The 17860-nt window shown below is 57.9% G+C and carries 16 protein-coding genes; 1 reads left to right on the forward strand and 15 read right to left on the reverse strand.

Annotated features, from left to right (window positions below; genetic code table 11):
• Positions 1–177: 177 nt before the first annotated feature.
• The 14 genes from flhE to ACQG2Q_RS14550 form a co-directional block, all read right to left on the reverse strand.
• Positions 178–570, reverse strand: a complete 393-nt coding sequence (flhE, locus tag ACQG2Q_RS14485) for a flagellar protein FlhE (protein ID WP_045308578.1) — start codon at positions 568–570, stop codon at positions 178–180.
• A complete protein-coding gene (gene flhA, locus ACQG2Q_RS14490; protein WP_003859723.1) occupies positions 570–2648 on the reverse strand; it encodes a flagellar biosynthesis protein FlhA in 2079 nt (692 codons plus the stop codon). The genes flhE and flhA overlap by 1 nt, the downstream gene beginning before the upstream one ends.
• A complete protein-coding gene (gene flhB, locus ACQG2Q_RS14495) occupies positions 2641–3789 on the reverse strand; it encodes a flagellar biosynthesis protein FlhB (protein WP_063849177.1) in 1149 nt (382 codons plus the stop codon). The genes flhA and flhB overlap by 8 nt, the downstream gene beginning before the upstream one ends.
• Positions 3790–3938: 149 nt before the next feature.
• On the reverse strand, positions 3939–4583 hold the full coding sequence (gene cheZ, locus ACQG2Q_RS14500) for a protein phosphatase CheZ (protein WP_022648501.1): 645 nt from the start codon (positions 4581–4583) through the stop codon (positions 3939–3941).
• A 10-nt stretch (positions 4584–4593) separates the two neighbouring features.
• Entirely contained in the window at positions 4594–4983 is a 390-nt protein-coding gene (cheY, locus tag ACQG2Q_RS14505) for a chemotaxis response regulator CheY (protein ID WP_000763862.1), read from the reverse strand.
• A 17-nt stretch (positions 4984–5000) separates the two neighbouring features.
• The gene (locus ACQG2Q_RS14510) at positions 5001–6050 is read right to left on the reverse strand and encodes a protein-glutamate methylesterase/protein-glutamine glutaminase (protein WP_014884341.1); all 1050 of its coding nucleotides are present in this window, start codon (positions 6048–6050) and stop codon (positions 5001–5003) included.
• On the reverse strand, positions 6047–6913 hold the full coding sequence (gene cheR / locus ACQG2Q_RS14515; RefSeq protein ID WP_017384409.1) for a protein-glutamate O-methyltransferase CheR: 867 nt from the start codon (positions 6911–6913) through the stop codon (positions 6047–6049). The genes ACQG2Q_RS14510 and cheR overlap by 4 nt, the downstream gene beginning before the upstream one ends.
• A 19-nt stretch (positions 6914–6932) precedes the next feature.
• Positions 6933–8534: a methyl-accepting chemotaxis protein IV gene (tap, locus tag ACQG2Q_RS14520; RefSeq protein WP_038416276.1), complete on the reverse strand. Its 1602-nt coding sequence runs from the start codon at positions 8532–8534 to the stop codon at positions 6933–6935.
• 44 nt (positions 8535–8578) lie between these two features.
• The gene (tar, locus tag ACQG2Q_RS14525) at positions 8579–10246 is read right to left on the reverse strand and encodes a methyl-accepting chemotaxis protein II (RefSeq protein ID WP_063849178.1); all 1668 of its coding nucleotides are present in this window, start codon (positions 10244–10246) and stop codon (positions 8579–8581) included.
• Positions 10247–10332: 86 nt separating this feature from the next.
• On the reverse strand, positions 10333–11295 hold the full coding sequence (locus ACQG2Q_RS14530; protein ID WP_023300457.1) for a Csu type fimbrial protein: 963 nt from the start codon (positions 11293–11295) through the stop codon (positions 10333–10335).
• Entirely contained in the window at positions 11292–13676 is a 2385-nt protein-coding gene (locus ACQG2Q_RS14535; RefSeq protein WP_023300458.1) for a fimbria/pilus outer membrane usher protein, read from the reverse strand. The genes ACQG2Q_RS14530 and ACQG2Q_RS14535 overlap by 4 nt, the downstream gene beginning before the upstream one ends.
• On the reverse strand, positions 13652–14413 hold the full coding sequence (locus ACQG2Q_RS14540) for a fimbrial biogenesis chaperone (protein ID WP_023300459.1): 762 nt from the start codon (positions 14411–14413) through the stop codon (positions 13652–13654). Before ACQG2Q_RS14540 ends, ACQG2Q_RS14535 begins: the two co-directional genes overlap by 25 nt.
• Before the next feature lie 16 nt (positions 14414–14429).
• Positions 14430–14975 (reverse strand): Csu type fimbrial protein, encoded by a 546-nt coding sequence (locus tag ACQG2Q_RS14545; protein WP_063849179.1) that lies wholly within the window; start codon positions 14973–14975, stop codon positions 14430–14432.
• Between the two features lie 7 nt (positions 14976–14982).
• Complete coding sequence (locus tag ACQG2Q_RS14550; protein WP_022648508.1) at positions 14983–15555, reverse strand: spore coat protein U domain-containing protein; 573 nt, start codon at positions 15553–15555, stop codon at positions 14983–14985.
• Positions 15556–15982: 427 nt separating this feature from the next.
• Between ACQG2Q_RS14550 and ACQG2Q_RS14555 the strand changes: the two genes are divergently transcribed.
• A complete protein-coding gene (locus ACQG2Q_RS14555; RefSeq protein ID WP_063162933.1) occupies positions 15983–17242 on the forward strand; it encodes a dicarboxylate/amino acid:cation symporter in 1260 nt (419 codons plus the stop codon).
• A 96-nt stretch (positions 17243–17338) separates the two neighbouring features.
• On the opposite strand, the gene cheW is transcribed toward ACQG2Q_RS14555, so the two are convergent.
• Positions 17339–17842 carry a chemotaxis protein CheW gene (cheW, locus tag ACQG2Q_RS14560; RefSeq protein WP_003859699.1) on the reverse strand — a complete coding sequence of 168 codons (504 nt, stop codon included), beginning with the start codon at positions 17840–17842 and terminating at the stop codon, positions 17339–17341.
• Positions 17843–17860: the final 18 nt, after the last annotated feature.

A 17860-nucleotide genomic window follows, 5' to 3' on the forward strand; every position in this document is an offset into this window, starting at 1 on the left:
GACCTGGTGAAACCTTTCTGTTTCTGCCATCACAGGGTGGTGAATGGCAAAAATGCAAAGAGTGTCAATACGCGTGTCACTGATTTATAAAACAGCGTTTCTTTTGTATCAAAAGGGAAGGTCAATTTTGCGAGCCAGCCTTCAGAAATGCCTGAAGACTGGCGAAAAGGCGGGCAGTTAGCGGTAGTTGACGAGCACCTCGTTGCGCTGAACCTTCAGCGCCGGGATCAGGCGTCCGCCGCCTGGCACTTCCCAGATAAAGCGTAAAGGTTCCTGAGCAGACACCCCGTTGAAGGCCTGGGTGATGCCACTTTGGCCCTCGATTTCCGCGCAGCGGGTCAGCGAGCACAGCCGCACCCGCAACCCGGCCGGTGTGGGTCCCGTCAGGGTGTAATTCCAGGCCACCAGCGTCATCTGCCCGGAGACGGTCTCAGAGGCTGACAGCGGACGGGAGGAGATCGACTCCCCCCGATGGTTGAGCGTTAAGCCGATACTGCTGGCCTGCCATGCCCCCTCGCCTGCGGCCTGCACCGCCAGCGGGAAAAATAAGATCCACAGCCACTTACGCATTATTTCCCTCCTATGGTCGCCGTCATGCGAATATTGCGGTTATCGGATAGCTCCATATTCGACAGCACCACCAGCTGGTTCAGGCTCCGGCGCAGGAAGCGCGACAGCAGCGGACGCAGCGCATGATTCACCAGCAGCACCGGCGGCGCGCCCAGCATCTCCTGACGCGCCAGCGCCTCCTGGGTTTGCGCCAGCAATCTGTCCGCCAGACCCGGCTCCAGCCCGCCACCGCCCTGTAGGGCCTGAAGCAGCAGACGTTCCAGCGGCGTGTCCAGGCCAATCACCTGCACTTCGCCTGTTCCCGGGAACCATTGCTGGGTTATGGCGCGCCCGAGCGCCACGCGCACCACCGCCGTCAGCTCATGTGGATCGCTCTGGAGCGGCGCATGCTCGGCCAGTGTTTCCAGAATGGTGCGCATATCGCGGATCGGCACCTTCTCATCAAGCAGATTTTGCAGCACTTTGTGCAGGGTGGTTAAGGTAAGCACGCCCGGCACCAAATCTTCGGTTAGCTTTGGCATCTCCTGCGTTACGCGGTCAAGCAGCTGCTGCGCCTCCTGACGTCCAAACAGTTCCGCGGAGAACTGGCCAATCAGATGGTTGAGGTGCGTCGCGACCACGGTACTGGCCTCAACAACCGTGTAACCCTGGATCTGCGCCTGCTCTTTCAGGGCGCTCTCAATCCAGATGGCCGCCAGACCAAAGGCCGGGTCGGTCGTCTGCTCACCCGGCAACGTGCCAGCGGCCGTGCCAGGGTTAATCGCCAGCCAGCGGCCGGGGTACGCATCACCGCTGCCGATTTCCACCCCTTTCATCAGGATGCGGTAGCGTGCGGGCGGGAGATCCATATTGTCCCGGATATGCACCACCGGCGGCAGGAAGCCCATGTCCTGGGCGAATTTTTTACGAATGCTGCGGATACGGCCAAGCAGTTCGCCATCCTGCTGGAAGTCCACCATCGGGATAAGGCGGTACCCCACTTCCATCCCCAGCGAATCTTCGAGCTGAACGTCGTTCCAGGTGGCTTCCACCGCCTGGGTGTTCTCAGGCATTTTGACCGGCGCTGGCTCTGCCTTAGGCTGAGTTTCGCGGCCACGCATCCACCAGGCAAGGCCCAGCAGCGCGGCAGTGAACAGCAGGAATACCAGGTTTGGCATGCCCGGCACCATACCGAGCAGGCCCAGTACCGCCGCGGAGAGCAGCATAACGCGCGGGTTGCTGAACAACTGCCCCACCATCTGCTCGCCTACATCCTGATCGGTGCTGACGCGGGTCACAATTACGCCCGCCGCGGTGGAGATCACCAGTGCCGGGATCTGCGCCACCAGACCATCACCAATGGTCAGCAGCGTATAGCTTTCCGCTGCGTGGCCCATGTCCATGCCGTGTTGCAGCACGCCGACGAGCAGGCCGCCGACGACGTTAATCACCATGATCAGAATGCCCGCGATGGCGTCACCGCGCACAAACTTACTCGCACCGTCCATGGAGCCGTAGAAATCTGCCTCCTGGGTCACTTCGGCACGGCGTTTTTTTGCTTCATCTTCCGCAATCAGCCCGGCATTCAGGTCGGCGTCGATTGCCATCTGCTTGCCCGGCATCCCGTCGAGCACGAAGCGCGCGCCCACTTCTGCGATACGCCCCGCCCCTTTAGTGATAACCATGAAGTTGATAATCACCAGAATGACGAACACCACGATACCGATGGCGAAGTTGCCGCCCACCAGGAAGTGACCGAAGGCTTCGACCACCTTGCCCGCCGCCGCCGCGCCGGTGTGCCCTTCCATCAGGATGATACGCGTGGAGGCAACGTTCAGCGCGAGGCGCAGCAGCGTGGTGAACAGCAGGATCGTCGGAAACGCGGCGAACTCCAGCGTGCGCTGGGTGAACATCGCCACCAGCAGCACCATGATGGACAACGCAATGTTGAAGGTGAAAAGCAGGTCGAGGATAAATGCCGGTAACGGCAGCACCATCATCGACAGAATTAGCAGGATCAGAATCGGTCCGGCAAGGATCTGCCATTGCGTCGATTTCAGGTTGCCGGGCAGGCGCAACATTGCCACCAGATTAGCCATCAGTGTCCTTCTCGTTCAAAAAATCCAGTGCTTCAGGCACCGGAAGGTTCTCAGGTTTTACAGGTCGTTGACCGCCCGCTAAACGCCAGCGTTTCAGTTGCCACACCCAGGCCAGCACCTCTGCGACAGCGGCGTAGAGCTGGCCCGGGATCTGTTGTCCAATTTCCGCGTGGCGATACAGCGCACGGGCTAATGGCGGTGCTTCAAGGATCGGTACGCGGTTTTCCGTCGCGATTTCACGAATGCGCAGCGCAATCAGCCCGGCCCCTTTCGCCACCACTTTCGGTGCGCTCATTTTGTTTTCGTCGTACTGAAGCGCCACGGAGTAGTGGGTCGGGTTAGTGACAATCACATCGGCTTTCGGCACATCTTCCATCATGCGACGACGCGCGGCAGCACGTTGCATCTGGCGGATACGGCCCTTGACGTGCGGGTCGCCTTCCATCTGTTTATATTCATCGCGAATATCCTGACGCGACATTCGCAGCTTCTTGATATGGGAAAAGATCTGGAAGATAACGTCGAACGCCACCATCGGAATAATGCTGAGAACCACCAGCAGCGAGCCTAATCCGACCAGGTTCAGGGCATTCTTCATCGCCGTCATGGGGGATTCACTGATCAGACGCATCATCTCCGGCCAGTGGTGCCACAGAAAAACCCCGGCAGCACTGCCCATAAGAAGCGATTTCAGGATCGCTTTAAGAAGCTCAGCCCCGGTTTGAGCTGAAAACATTTTCGCAATACCGGGTAGCGGGTTGAGCTTGGAGAATTTCGGTTGCAGCGATTTACCGCTGAACACCAGGCCACCGAGCATGACCGGCGAAACAAGAGCCACGATGACCACCCCGGCAATCAACGGCAGCAGAGCGATCATGGCGCTTTTAACCAGGTTGATGATCTGAATGAGGATCAGATTGGGGTCATTGACCATGCTGTGATCAAAACGTAAGCCAGCAGAGAGCATTCCCGCCAGTCTGCGGGCAAGCATCTCCCCGCCCCACCAGATTATGCAGACGCCCACCACCAGGATCAGCAGGGAGGTCAGCTCTCGGGATCGGGGGATCTGCCCATCCTCACGGGCTTTTTCAAGTCGGTGGGGTGTGGGGGCTTCTGTTTTGTCGTCGTTCTCTTCTGCCACTGTGCCTGCTCGCAGCCCATTAATTCACGGGTATCATGCCAGCGCAGAGAAAATCCAATGGCGGGAAAAGCCCGTTTATTCGGGCTCTTTTCGCTGTTTTTGTTCTGAACAACCTCAGGCCGCGTTCACAGCCTGAGGCAGAAGGGCAATCAGAAACCAAGACTGTCCAGCAGATCGTCCACCTGATCCTGGCTTGCCACCACGCCCGCTTTACTGGTGTCAAGCTGTGGACCATTGAGCAGGCTTTCGTTCTCGCGTTTCGGACGGGCAGCCGGTTCCGGAATATTTTCCAGCAGCACCATCAACAGCTGACGTTCAATCTCCTGAATCACATCCATCATGCGCTTGATCACCTGGCCGGTGAGGTCCTGGAAATCCTGCGCCATCATGATGTCCAGCAGTTGCGCATTGGTGAAGCTGGTGTGCCCTGGCACATCGCCCAGGAACTGACGGGTGTCCGTTACCAGTTCGCGGGCATCCGCCAGCTCAATGGGGTTCTCAAACCACTCATCCCAGCGTTGGGTCAGCGCTTTCGCCCCCTTCTCCATCGCATCCTGGTGCGGCTGTGACGCCTCAACGCTGTTCAGCGCTCGCTCGGCCGCCTGCGCGGTCATCTGCACCACGTAGTCCAGACGGTCGCGCGCGTCGGGGATGGCTTCCGCCGCTTCGGCGATAGCCTGGTCCAGCCCCAGCTCACGGAGGCTGTCGCGCAGCATGCGGGTCAGGCTACCAATACGGGCAATAATGTCGCTCGGCGAATGTTCTTCAACGGGTTTCATAGCAGGTTGCAACATTTCCATCACCTCACATGCCGAGTTTCTCGAAGATCTTCCCGAGCTTCTCTTCCAGAGTCGCCGCGGTGAATGGCTTCACCACGTAGCCGCTTGCGCCCGCCTGTGCAGCGGCAATAATGTTCTCTTTCTTCGCTTCTGCGGTCACCATCAGCACCGGCAGAGAGGCCATGCCTGCATCCGCGCGGATGGTTTTCAGCAGTTCGAGACCGTCCATGTTCGGCATGTTCCAGTCGGAAATCACAAAACCAAACCCGCCAGCCTGGAGTTTGTTCAGCGCATCCACCCCGTCTTCTGCTTCTTCAACGTTGTTGAAGCCTAGCTCTTTTAGCAGGTTGCGCACAATGCGACGCATGGTGGAAAAGTCATCCACAACCAAAAACTTAAGCTCTTTATCCGCCATAAAATAATACTCCTGAGTCAAATACGTATTGCCTGTCCGGCACTGATTTTCGCCAGCATCTGCTGGCTTACCTGGCTAAGATCGACCACTTCGCTTACGCCACCCATATTGATGGCCTCGCGCGGCATGCCGAACACCACACAACTTGCTTCATTCTGCGCAATCGTCCAGGCGCCAGCCTGGTGCATCGCGAGCATTCCGGCGGCGCCGTCGTTGCCCATCCCCGTCAGGATCACCCCCACGGCGTTGCGCCCCGCATGTTTCGCCACCGAATGAAACAGCACATCCACCGACGGACGGTGCCGGTTAACCGGCGGCCCGTCATGAATTTTGATTTGATAGTTCGCCCCGCTGCGCGCCAGCTCCATATGTTTGTCACCCGGGGCGATATACGCGTGACCTGGCAGCACGCGCTCGCCGTCTTCCGCCTCTTTCACGCTGATCTGGCACAGCTTATTCAGGCGCTCCGCGAATGAGCGGGTAAACCCCGGCGGCATATGTTGCGTAATCAGGATACCCGGGCTTGAGAGCGGCAATGGCTGGAGTACATGGCGAATTGCCTCTGTTCCTCCGGTTGACGCCCCAATGACCAGCAGTTTTTCCGAGCTGAGTAACGGTCCGGCCTTCAGGGTTGCCGGCGCGGCCATCGGCTTGTGGGCCGCCAGTTTTGCGCGCGACGCGGTACGGATTTTCTCGGCGATCATCTCGCTGTACGCCAGCATCCCCTCGCGAATGCCGAGCTGCGGCTTGGTGACAAAATCCACCGCCCCCAGCTCCAGCGCGCGCAGGGTGATTTCTGAACCTTTACCGGTCAGAGATGACACCATCACCACCGGCATCGGGCGCAGGCGCATTAATTTTTCCAGGAAATCGATGCCATCCATGCGTGGCATTTCGACATCCAGCGTCAGCACGTCGGGGTTATATTTTTTGATTAAATCCCGCGCGACCAGCGGATCGGGCGCTGTTGCCACCATCTCCATATCGCTGTGGCTATTGATGATTTCGGTCATGATCTGACGCATCAGCGCAGAATCATCGACAGACAATACCCTGATTTTACTCATGCTTTTTCCTTACTCAGCGCATAAACCGTTTGCCCACGCAGGCTAAACTCACGCACGAGGTTGCTGAAGTTTTCCGAGTGCCCGGCAAACAGTAAACCGTCAGGCTTGAGCAACGGAACAAAGCGACGCAGAATGTCCTGTTGCGTCGTTTTATCAAAATAGATCATCACGTTACGGCAAAAAATGGCGTCGAATGGCCCCGGCACGTTGTACTGCTTATCCAGTAAATTAACGGGAGCAAATTCCACGCAGTTCGCCAGCTCCTGGCGTACGCGCACCAGTCCTTCATGCGGGCCGGTACCGCGCATGAAGTAACGCTGTAGCTGCTGAGGAGACAGCGTTTTTAGTTCATCCTGGCGATAAACGCCGTTACGGGCTTTTTCCAGCACTTCGGTGTCGATGTCGCTTGCGTACACTTTCCAGCGGCCCGGCGCCATTCCCAGGGTGTCTGCAAGGGTGATGGCCAGCGAGTACGGCTCTTCCCCGGTAGAGGCTGCCGCGCTCCAGACGCGATACTCTCCGCTACGGCGACGGGCGTGTTCCGCCAGCACCGGGAAGTGATGCGCCTCGCGGAAAAACGCGGTCAGGTTGGTGGTTAATGAGTTGATAAATGCCTGCCATTCGGCGCTGTTCTGGTTCGCTTCGAGCATGCTCAGATAGCGGCCAAAATCATCCAGCCCCAGCGTGCGCAAGCGCCGCACCAGCCGGTTGTAGACCATGTCTCGCTTATGGTCCGCAAGCACGATCCCCGCACGCTGGTAGATTAACTGACATATCCGACGAAAATGCGCGTCGGACAGCGCGAGGCGCTGTGTCATCTGCAACAATAATGACGTTTGCCCTGAGGGCATGGGTGATGTCATAGCGCCTTCTCAATCACATTCAGGATACAACGGGTACGGCCTGTGACCGTCCGACTTCTGTTACTGCTTCAACGTGCTCTTTCACATTAAATACGGCGACCAACCCGGTAAGGTGATCCGCCTGGTTTGCCAGCTGATCGGTAGCCGCCGCCGCCTCTTCCACCAGTGAGGCGTTCTGCTGCGTAACCTGATCCATCTGTGTAACGGCCTGCGCCACCTGCTCAATACCACGGCGTTGTTCATCAGACGCCGAGGCAATCTCGCCCATAATGTCGTTAACCCGCGTCACGGAGGTGACAATCTCGTGCATGGTCTGCGCGGCGGTATCCACCAGCGCGGAGCCCTGCTGAACGCGGGAGACCGACTCTTCTATCAGCCCTTTGATCTCTTTCGCCGCGTTGGCGCTGCGACTGGCGAGGTTTCGGACTTCACCGGCAACCACCGCGAACCCGCGCCCCTGCTCTCCGGCACGCGCCGCTTCAACGGCCGCGTTCAGCGCCAGAATATTGGTCTGGAACGCGATACCGTCGATGACGCTGATAATGTCGCCAATTTTCTGCGAGCTGGCGGCAATCTGCTGCATCGTGCTGGCGACGTGAGAAGCCTGGTCGCCCCCACGTTTCGCCGTCATCGCCGCCTGTTTTGACAAGTCGGACGCCTGACGCGCGTTATCGGCGTTCTGGCTTACCGTCGCGGTCAGTTGCTCCATGCTGGCCGCAGTCTGCGCCAGCGATGCCGCCTGCTGTTCGGTGCGGGATGAGAGATCGTTATTGCCTGCCGCAATCTCTGAGATCCCGGTATGCATGGCGTAACTGCCCTGACGAACGTTGCTTACCGTTTCCCGCAGCGAACTCTGCATCGCCTTCAGGCTGGCGAAAATCGCTGATATTTCATTCCTGCCATACACGGCCACCGGACGCGCCAGGTCGCCCTTCGCCATACTGTCGAAGTGGCTGCTGACGATCGCCAGCGGCTGGACGATCATTTTGCGCGACCACCACAGCGAGCCGCCGGTCAGCAGGGCGGCCAGGATCACCATGGTCAGGAAAATCACCCCTGACATGCGGTAGCTGGTACGGCTGTCCGCACCGGCACGCGCCACAAACTGGTTAATATCCTGCTGCCATGCGTTAAAGCTGTCGTCAAATGCCGCCTGAGACGCCTGCACCGGCGCGGTCAGGAAGTCAGAGAGCTGGTTGTTCTCCAGCCACGTCGCCTGATGGTCGAGATCGCCGTACCACACATCAAAGGTCTTTTTCATGGCGACTTTCAGCGTTTTCTCTTTCTCACTCACCGCCTCCTGCGCCGTAAACGTCTTAAACTGCGCGTCGGCCTGCTTCAGGCTGCTGCGGGCCACGACCATCAGCGCCTTAATATCATCCGGCGGATAGCTCAGCGCGGTTAACGTCCCTGCTTTGTTCAGCGCAGTGCTTGCCTGCAACAGCACGGCACGCGTTTGTGCCAGTGCGGAGCGCTGCTGATTACTCGTCTCAACTTCCTGCAAATTCTGATAGCCATCGCGAAACGCCCAGAAAGACAACCCGTTACTGCCAACCTGCAAAACCCCACACAGGATCAGAATCAAAAACAGTGTGGTCGAGATACGAATACGATTTAACATCCACGCTCCCATCAAGCGGCAAGCAGCCGCGGTTTAATTGTCAGTCAAAATGTTTCCCAGTTTTCATCTTGTCCGGTCACCGCTGCGCGCGTAGGTGTTGTCACGGGCGCCGGGGTTGCTTCGCTGTACGCTGACCGCGAGCTGACCGTATTTGTTGTTTTTGAAGTAAGACGGAACGCCGAGACGGCCATTTTCAGGCGGCTCGCCTGATCCTCAAGCGCAGCGGCCGCGGCAGCGGACTCCTGCACCAGGGCGGCGTTTTGCTGCGTCACACGATCCATTTCCGATACCGCCAGAGCGACCTGGTCAATACCATGACTCTGCTCATCCGATGCAGAGGCGATTTCACCCATGATGTCCGTCACGCGCGTCACGGCATTCACGATGTCATTCATGGTTTCACCCGCACTTTCCACCAGCACCGAGCCGGTATCCACGCGTGAAACAGAGTCTTCAATCAGGGCTTTGATCTCTTTCGCCGCATTGGCGCTGCGGCTGGCGAGGTTACGTACTTCGCCAGCGACCACGGCAAACCCACGTCCCTGCTCGCCCGCACGCGCCGCTTCAACGGCCGCGTTCAGCGCGAGAATGTTGGTCTGGAAGGCGATGCCGTCGATAACGCTGATGATATCGGCGATTTTCTTCGAGCTGTCGGCAATGTCATGCATGGTTTTCACCACGCCGTCGACCACCCGACCGCCGCGCTGGGCGGTGTCGGACGCGCTTTCTGCAAGCTGCGACGCCTGACGGGCGTTGTCGGCATTCTGCTTCACGGTCGCGGTGAGCTGCTCCATGCTGGCCGCCGTCTCTTCCAGAGCGGACGCCTGCTGTTCGGTACGGGACGAGAGATCGTTGTTGCCCATCGCGATTTCACTCGTGCCGGTATAGATGGCATCCGCCCCCTCGCGCACGTTGGCGACGGTATCAATCAGCGAACGCTGCATATGGTCGACGCTGGTCGCCAGCTCGGTGATCTCGTTGCGACCAGAAACGGTCAGCGTTTTTGTGAGATCGCCCCGGCCAATATCGCGGATATGGGCAATGACGCGGCCAAGCGGATTAAGAAGGATATGACGAATGCCGTACCACACGGCCACCAGCACGATGACCAGCGCGAGGGCGAGCACCGCCATCTGCCATTTCGCGAAACGGTAGTCGTTCTGGCTTTGCGTAAAGGCGGAGTGATAAAGCTCGCCGCTGGCTTTGGCGTACTCGCCGAGCGCCGCGCCGAGTGCGTTCTGCATGCCCTGGGTCGGCTGCGCGAAATAGGCGTCCATATTGCCCTTCTCCAGGAACTGCACCAGCTCCGTGAGGCCGGCGAAGTAGGCCTGATATTTTTCATCTATGTTCGCGCTCGCCTGCGCCATTGCGGGTTGAGGGGCGATTTTTTTGAAAGCCTCGTAATGTTTCGCCGCGTCTGCCAGGGTGGCGCGCGCATTCTTCAGCAGTTCCGTTTTTGCGCTGCTCTGCTGGTTGTTCGGATCCATCATCATGCGGGCAGACGAGCGGCTCAGATTGATACGCGTCTGCAACATCAGATCCCAGGTTGTGGTCAGTTCGCTTTGCTGCATCCGCAAATCGTTCGAGGCCGCGAAGCTGTCCTGGTTCTGTTTTAACGAGGAGAAAAAGAGGCCGCCAGAAATAAGCTGAAGAAGTGCGAAAATGACCAGCACCATCATAAGCATTGTGACAACGCGGATACGGTTCAACATACAACACCTTCTCATCGATTGATTAACGGTGTTATCGGCAGGGGCCACGGGAACTTTACATTTGCGAAAGGGAAAAGCGCGGGGAGTCAGAACGCGACGTCAACGATCAGCGTGTCGGTGTAGGTTCCGGCAGGCGGCGTGGCCTGGCTGGTCAGGACCTTAGCGCTGTAGTTATAGGTGCGTAAAAGCCCGTCGGTACTGACCTGGGATGAGCTGGCGCTGGCCCAGCGCTCGCTGCCACTGCCGCCCCAGCGGTTGCTGGTCGCCTCTTTATAGATGTCGTAACTCATAAAATTGCTGCCGCTAACCATACGACGAACGTTGTTCAGGGCGTTTGCTCCATTATTAATGCCTATGGTGTAGGTGCTGCCCTTGGTGCAGGTGACGGCGATCGACTGCGAAACGGTGGGAAAATTTTGCACCAGCGGCGCGCTGTTAAAATTCACGTCCGGCGTGGTCATCGTGCTGCAATCGTTGGTGACGGTCATGTTGAGGAGAATGGAGGTAGTTGCCGTGCCGGTTTGCGGGGTCAGGCATAGCCCGCCCGCGCCAACGGCGCACACGTTGTAGTTGATGCTGAACGTTAACAACACCTGGTACGGCCCGGCCGTGACGTTCTGCCCCGGCACAGTACGGAAATAAAGCGGAATGTTGTAGCGCCTTGACCCCAGCAGCCCGAGCAGGGTGTTGCCATTCCAGGTATAGGTTTTGCTGATTTGTACTTCACTGTTTCCGCCGCAGCCAGTGGCACCGCACAGGCGCGTGGGGATAACGTCCGCGATGGCCGCATTATCGGTACGTTTCATGGTGGCGCGGCTGTTGGCGGCTATCGACGCCGAGGTGTAGGTCAGCGTCACCGAGTCGTTGGTTAGCAGGTTGAGAACAGTATCGCAGGACACCACCAGCGTGCCGGTGGTTTGCACCTCCCCCGTACTGCTCAGGGCGAATGAGGTGACGCTGCCAAACGAGGCGTTCACCGTACTGACGGTGCAGGCCGCCCAGCCGCTGCCCGAGAACAGCAACAGTATGGCTATCAACAGGCGTTTCACGGCGCCTCCCGGCAGGTCAGCGGACCGTAGGTTTGCAGCTTATGCTCGGGATTTGCGCCCACGTTCAACGTTGCGATACAGCGTTTACCGTCCGGGGTGATGACCTCCAGAGGATTCACATCGTTGAGGTTTTCCAGCCAGGCGAGGCCGTCGTAGCCAACAACCGCGCTACTGCGGGACGCGCGTTTGACCTGGCTTCCCACCGGGATCGCATTGCCCTGCGCGTCATGCAGGATCACGCTGGCAACCCGCTCCTGCTCCATAGGGAAATCCACCAGATAACCGTTATGCCGACGAATCGCCACCCGACGCTCGGTCTCTTTCAGCCGGGTATCCGCAGGTAAGTTCAGGGTATCAATGCGGTAGCTTGCCGGGTAATAGGCGGAAACGCCGCTGACCAGCAGATAACCTTTATTATTGGTTTTACCAACCGGCTGGTTCTCGTAGCTGACGGGTACGTCCGGATGTCCGTCGGTGCTGATCACCACAAACGCATCGTTGATTTTGTTCGCCGCAAACAGCTCACCGTCCATCAGGACGACTGAGCCCATCGCCTCGCCCCACCAGGTCATCATCCCCTTCTCACCGTAGCCGCCGCCCTGAAGCTCAACATTGTTATTCCGCCAGCCGAGCGTGGCCTGTTGATAGTTACTCGACCGCGACTGGTTGGCCCAGGCCATGTTCCAGCTAAAGCCGCCGTCAGACGGCATCGAGTGGTTGTAGTTAATGCGTTGAGTGCTGCCTGCGTCAGGCGTGTTTTCAAAGGTAACGGCGGCGCTGTCACGTTCGCCCAGAGGGACCTGCAACGACAGCGCAACCGTCCAGTCATCCCGCTGCTGGTCACGGCTGGCCGCCAGGTAAATACTGCTTGAGCGCCACAGATTTCGGCTCCAGGAGAGGTTGAGCAGCTCGGTTTTCCGGCTGTCAAAACTCTCCACGCCGATCCACGCCGCACCGATATTGCCGTAATCACCGAGGTTAAAGGTTAAGGAGTACTGGTCGGTATTGCGGCTCAGGCTGGCAACGGGGTTATCATATTCATCATAAACGGTGGGCTGATCGTACAGGGCGAGGTTGCCGAAGCCGCGGTCGCGTCGGGTATGCTGGGTCGCTACGCTAAACTCGCTGGTGCTGTACTGATAGCCCCAGTTCATCTGGCCCCCTTCGTCGCCGCGCATCCGGCTTTGGGTATAAGACGTATTCACCACGCCAAAACGCCCGAGCTTCAGCACCGTGCCCGCGCCGCCGAGCGCCAGCGACTCCGCCCCTTCCGCATGCCCCTCCAGCGTCAGCCAGTCGGTCACCCCGTAGCGATACGATCCGCTGCCCGCCGCCGGGCCATAGTCAAAATTCTCTATACCGTAGTTGCGCCGCAGGCTGCCCAGCGTCACGGCGCCGTCGCTTAACCCCTGCTTCAGCAGATCGCTGCTGACATAAAACGGCAGCGTGGTGCTCACCTGACGTCCCAGCGCGTCGGTGGTGACCAGTACCGCATCCCCTGCGCCGTTGATGTACGGCAGATTAGTGAGGGTAAACGGCCCCGGCTGAAGGCGGGTGGAGCCGGAACGGTAGCCATTAATAAAGAGATCGACCGAGGTCGGGACGGCCGCCTCACCGGAAAACGCCGGCAGCGGCCAGGTCACCAGATCCGGACGCAGGGAGAAGTCGCGCCCATAGCTGATCCCGCCCATCCGCACGCTGGTGCTCCAGCTCAGCGCATCGCTGATGACGTCCCCAACGGTCCAGGTGGTGGCATCCTCCTCGTTGGTGATCAGCAGGGTTGAGTCATAGCGCACGTATCCTTCCTGCTGCCCGCTGCTTCCGGCGAAATTCTGTCGGGCGTACCCTGTCGAAGAAAACGAATAGTCTTCGTTGAAATAGCGGAACTCATGCCACACCGACGCCTGGCCGCCCGTGTGTTCGGTATGGTTGGTATAAACGTCGTAGTTGAGCAGCGCGCCCCGGCCATAATGCGGCTTGCTTTGCGCGCTCTGACCGCTAAACGACGTGATCCGCGCCGCAACCCAGTCCCGGGGGACCGTCAGCATGAGCCGCTGGGCGCTGCTGTCATACTCTACGCGTACCGATGAGAGCGTTGAAAGGTTCACCTCTCCGGCAGGCACATGCTCCTGCGGCAGTCCGGCGCGAAGCAAATCCGCTCCTGAAATAAACCAGGCGCCCTCGCGCTGCGTCACCGGCACCACCAGACCCGTGTCATAGTGGTTCAGCACCAGGGCGAGCTGGAATACAGCTTCGCCGTTCATCGTCCGCGCGTCCGGCGGCGGCGGTAAACTGTCGTCGCCGGTTTCGGCAAATGCGCTGGTACTGACGCAAAGCAGGATCATCATCGCCGGTTTCAGTTGACGGGCGTCGATTGCCATTGCGTATCCCTGGCATTAATTTGCGCGCTCATCCGATTCGGCTGATAAATCCCTGCCGGAAGCGGCCAGCTTCGGGTGCTGCCTGGCAGCACATAACCCAGCAGCCCCTCGGCAACCGTGCGTTTTTGCCCGCCCTGCTCAACCGCAACCTGGCTGAGCCTGACGTGAACGTTCCCCTGATTGCGGACCTCAAGCGCGGGTTTCCCCTCCTCCTGAATGACCCGCCAGTTGAGCTGCTGAGTGTTCGCCAGCGCGTGATGCTCTCCTTCGTTGAGGGTGGGGATCCCCTGTCCATAAACAAATAAGGGAATGGAATAGCGCATTTGCAGTTTGAGGCCCATAGACGGTTCCGCTTTGGCATCCGGCTGGGGAATCTCATCCACAATGATGCGGTAGGCTTGCTCGACGCCGGACGGGATCGTCCCCTGCTTAATCAGGCGAATAAGCTGTTTACTGCCCTTAGCGATAGTCACGATCGGCGGGCTGGCGACCACATCCTGCTGGGCGGTGTAACGCTCATATCCGCCCTCCTGTTTCCAGCGCACAATGCGTATCTGCATTGTCGTGGCGCTGTTGCCCTGATTTTGGATCCACAATTCAGTTGCTCTGGCGTCTGCCGAAAGCCACGGATCGATAGGCCAAAGAAGAATGGTTGCGGCTGCTTGCGCCTTAACCGCTGTAAGGGCCGTTATCCCCAACAGACTCAACAGGCCTGACCGCCTGAAAAATGGCTTCATCAATGCTCTCCCTTTCCTACCATGACAAGGTCACGGTGAGTTGATCTGAATACGTTCCTGACGGGCTAAACCCGGTCAAAAGCGCGACGCCAAAAAGAGGCAGCGCGATGTTATTGCTGTTGGTATAGGTAATCGGTATTGCCTGGTTAACCCCAATTTCACTGTTTGCGGCCAGAGAGCTGCTGCTGTAGAGCCGGTAACCGACCACTTCAGTCCCGCCTGAACGCGTCATCCGCCGCACAGAGCTATAATTCTGACCGCCGTTAATGCTCATACTTAGCGCCACACCCGGTGTGCAGGCGATGGACAACGCGCCGTCGGCAACAAAGCTGGTGCTGACCGGTGCGCTCTCCACGCCGCTGCGGGTCCCGAAATTCAGCGTACCGAAACGCCCGCCGGTGCCGGTGCTCACCGAGCATCCAGGCACAACCGTCGCGCTCACCCTGAATGACTGAGACGTCACCGCCCCGGCGTCTGGGATCAACATCAGCCCGACGAACAGGGTCAAAAAAGGGTGCACGACGCCCTCTGCGCTGTCGCGCAGACATAACAATGCCTTCATGGCTGAATCAGTAGGTGACGCTGACGTTAATCGTGTCGGTATAGGTTCCCGGTACGACCGTCACGCTATTGCCGCCGCCCGTAATGCGTGCGTAGAGGGTGTAGCTATCCACCCCACCCGCAGTAGAGGCGACCGGCAACGCGGCATTGTTCGCAACCACGTTGTTGTAACCGCTATCGCTGAACAGGCTGTAGGCAACGCCCTGCGCCGCATTGGCAGTGTTGACCAGATAGCGGCCCGGCGTACCTGGGGTGCCGACAACGGTTCCGGGTGCGGTAGCGTTAGTGTTGCCGGTGATCGCCACCGTGTAACTGGCAGTGGTACATTGAATGGTAAAGGTGTTTCCTCCGCTGGCACCGGTTAACTGGGTTGTCAGGGTGGAGAATGTTGCAGGATGAGTGCCGAAATCGAGCGTCCCGAAGTTAATGCCGTTTTGCGTTGGCGAGCCGTTGATCAAGCAGCCGTTGGTCAGCGTCAACGTCGCGCCGATAGTGCCGCTACTGGTGACCGCGAGAGCCTGACCGACCGTTGCCGCCGTCAGCAGCGTGCCCGCGCAGATAAAAAGAAGTTTTCTTTTCATTTACCACCCTCCAGAAGAAATATAGGTTCGCTTGCCATATTTTATTCATACTGTTCAGTATGTTAGCCCCGCTTAAACATTCCCCGGCGCGGTTACTGAGAATTTAGTTTATGGTTAGCACTTCAACCACTTTCATCAAAAAGAGGGCAACCCCGCTCGAATTAACAGGTTATTAACAAACATTACAAAGGGTTAGCAAAAAAAAATGGGCATTATTCTTGCTTAACTTGAGGATATATCGCCTGTAGTGTGATCTGAGTCACAATATATCGTCATGATAAAAACAACGAATTTCATAAAAATTAAAAACAAGTTGTAACTCACGCAGCTTTACTTCAATTTATGCCCCGAATATTTTCCTGCGCTTAAATAAAAATTTTGTATGCATTGACGCAGGAAACTCTTTTAGCGCATAGAGGATCTTTTTGTGGCAAGTGCAAACAAACTCACGCTCTTCATCGTGATTTTCATGCTGGCGGGCATTCTTTCCGGTGCGGCGATCCATGAGTATGCTTCGCCCGACGCGATACAGGCCTGGTCGGAGAACATCACCCTGCTGACCGATATTTTCCTGCGGCTGATCAAGATGGTGATAGCCCCGCTGGTGTTCAGCACCCTGACGGTGGGCATTATGAGGCTGGGTGAAACGTCTACGATTGGGCGCGTCGGGGGTAAAGCGATGGTGTGGTTTATCAGCTCATCCGTACTTTCCATTCTGGTGGGGCTGTTTATTGTTACCCTTGAACAACCCGGCAGCGGTCTGAACCTGAGCATTCCGACAGAGACGGTTGATACCGGCCTGGCCGTGAGCGGGATGTCGCTGAAAGCCTTCCTGTCACACACCATTCCAACCAGCATTGCCGGCGCGATGGCGAACAATGAGATCCTGCAAATTGTGGTCTTCTCGATGTTCTTCGGCATTGGCGGCGCGTCACTGGGCCAAAAATTCAACGCCCCGCTGGTCGCGGCGCTGGATGTGGTATCCCACATTATGCTGAAGGTGACGGGCTACGTGATGTACGTTGCGCCGCTGGCCATTTTCGCGGCGATTTCGTCCGTCATTGCCACCCAGGGGCTGGGCATTTTGCTGAACTATGCCTCGTTTATTGGCGGTTATTATGTGGCGATCCTCCTGACCTGTCTGGTATTGCTGGCCGTGGGTTACATGGTACTGAAGAAAGAGATTTTCCGTCTGGTGGCGATGCTGAAAGATCCGGTGCTGGTGGCGTTTACCACCAGCAGCTCTGAAGCGGCATACCCAAAAACGCTGGAGCAGTTAGCGCGCTTTGGCTGTTCACGTAATATCGCCTCTTTCGTCCTGCCGATCGGCTACTCGTTTAACCTGGTCGGCTCCATGGTGTACTGCTCGTTCGCCTCAATGTTTATTGCCCAGGCGTACAACATTCACCTGAGTTTTACCGAGGTGACGGTGCTGATGTTAACGCTGATGCTGGCCTCGAAGGGCATTGCGGGCGTACCGCGCTCGTCGCTGGTGGTGCTGGCGGCAACCATTCCAGGCTTTAACATTCCGGTAGCCGGGATCCTGCTGCTGATGGGGATTGACCATTTCCTGGATATGGGGAGATCGGCCATTAACGTGCTGGGGAACGGGATTGCGACGGCGATGCTGTCGCAGAATGAAGGGGCGCGGGAAGCGGAGGCAGAGCTGGTGGAGCAGGAGGCGTAAAGATACAAAAGAGCCGGGTGGCGCTGACGCGTACCCGGCCTACGTGTTCGAGCCATTTGTAGGCCGGGTAAGGCGAAGCCGCCACCCGGCATTATTTTATGCCACGTGATTCGCCGCAATATCCAGCAGCGCCATCTCTTCGCTGTTCAGCAGCTTCTCAATATTCACCAGAATCAGCATACGCTCGCCGAGCGCACCCAGCCCTGTCAGGTATTCCGTCGACAGCGTGACCGCAAACTCCGGCGCAGGACGGATTTGATCGGCGGTCAGCGACAGCACATCTGACACGCCGTCCACCACAATCCCCACCACACGCTGCCCCAGATTCAGAACAATCACCACCGTGTTATCGTTGTACTCCACATCGCCCTGGCTGAACTTCACGCGCAGATCCACGATAGGCACAATCACACCGCGCAGGTTGGTCACACCCTTGATAAACGCTGGCGTGTTCGCGATGCGCGTTACCTGATCGTACCCGCGAATTTCCTGCACTTTCAGGATGTCGATACCGTACTCTTCATCACCTAAAGTGAAAACCAGGAATTCCTGCCCAGATGGCTCGCCCGCCAGTTTCGTTACGTTACTCATACCGGTCATGTTATTACCTTTTACTTA

The organism is Enterobacter cloacae complex sp. 370H10 (genome assembly GCF_050031535.1).
GTDB classification, from domain to species: Bacteria; Pseudomonadota; Gammaproteobacteria; order Enterobacterales; family Enterobacteriaceae; genus Enterobacter; species Enterobacter intestinihominis.

Excerpts from the sequence above, each read along its gene's own strand:
- tar (WP_063849178.1), bottom strand. The coding sequence starts at position 10,246 with ATGTTGAACCGTATCCGCGTTGTCACAATGCTTATGATGGTGCTGGTC.
- ACQG2Q_RS14540 (WP_023300459.1), bottom strand. The coding sequence starts at position 14,413 with ATGAAGCCATTTTTCAGGCGGTCAGGCCTGTTGAGTCTGTTGGGGATA.
- ACQG2Q_RS14545 (WP_063849179.1), bottom strand. The coding sequence starts at position 14,975 with ATGAAGGCATTGTTATGTCTGCGCGACAGCGCAGAGGGCGTCGTGCAC.
- ACQG2Q_RS14550 (WP_022648508.1), bottom strand. The coding sequence starts at position 15,555 with ATGAAAAGAAAACTTCTTTTTATCTGCGCGGGCACGCTGCTGACGGCG.
- cheY (WP_000763862.1), bottom strand. The coding sequence starts at position 4,983 with ATGGCGGATAAAGAGCTTAAGTTTTTGGTTGTGGATGACTTTTCCACC.
- cheR (WP_017384409.1), bottom strand. The coding sequence starts at position 6,913 with ATGACATCACCCATGCCCTCAGGGCAAACGTCATTATTGTTGCAGATG.
- cheZ (WP_022648501.1), bottom strand. The coding sequence starts at position 4,583 with ATGTTGCAACCTGCTATGAAACCCGTTGAAGAACATTCGCCGAGCGAC.
- tap (WP_038416276.1), bottom strand. The coding sequence starts at position 8,534 with ATGTTAAATCGTATTCGTATCTCGACCACACTGTTTTTGATTCTGATC.
- flhE (WP_045308578.1), bottom strand. The coding sequence starts at position 570 with ATGCGTAAGTGGCTGTGGATCTTATTTTTCCCGCTGGCGGTGCAGGCC.
- cheW (WP_003859699.1), bottom strand. The coding sequence starts at position 17,842 with ATGACCGGTATGAGTAACGTAACGAAACTGGCGGGCGAGCCATCTGGG.
- ACQG2Q_RS14535 (WP_023300458.1), bottom strand. The coding sequence starts at position 13,676 with ATGGCAATCGACGCCCGTCAACTGAAACCGGCGATGATGATCCTGCTT.
- ACQG2Q_RS14510 (WP_014884341.1), bottom strand. The coding sequence starts at position 6,050 with ATGAGTAAAATCAGGGTATTGTCTGTCGATGATTCTGCGCTGATGCGT.
- flhA (WP_003859723.1), bottom strand. The coding sequence starts at position 2,648 with ATGGCTAATCTGGTGGCAATGTTGCGCCTGCCCGGCAACCTGAAATCG.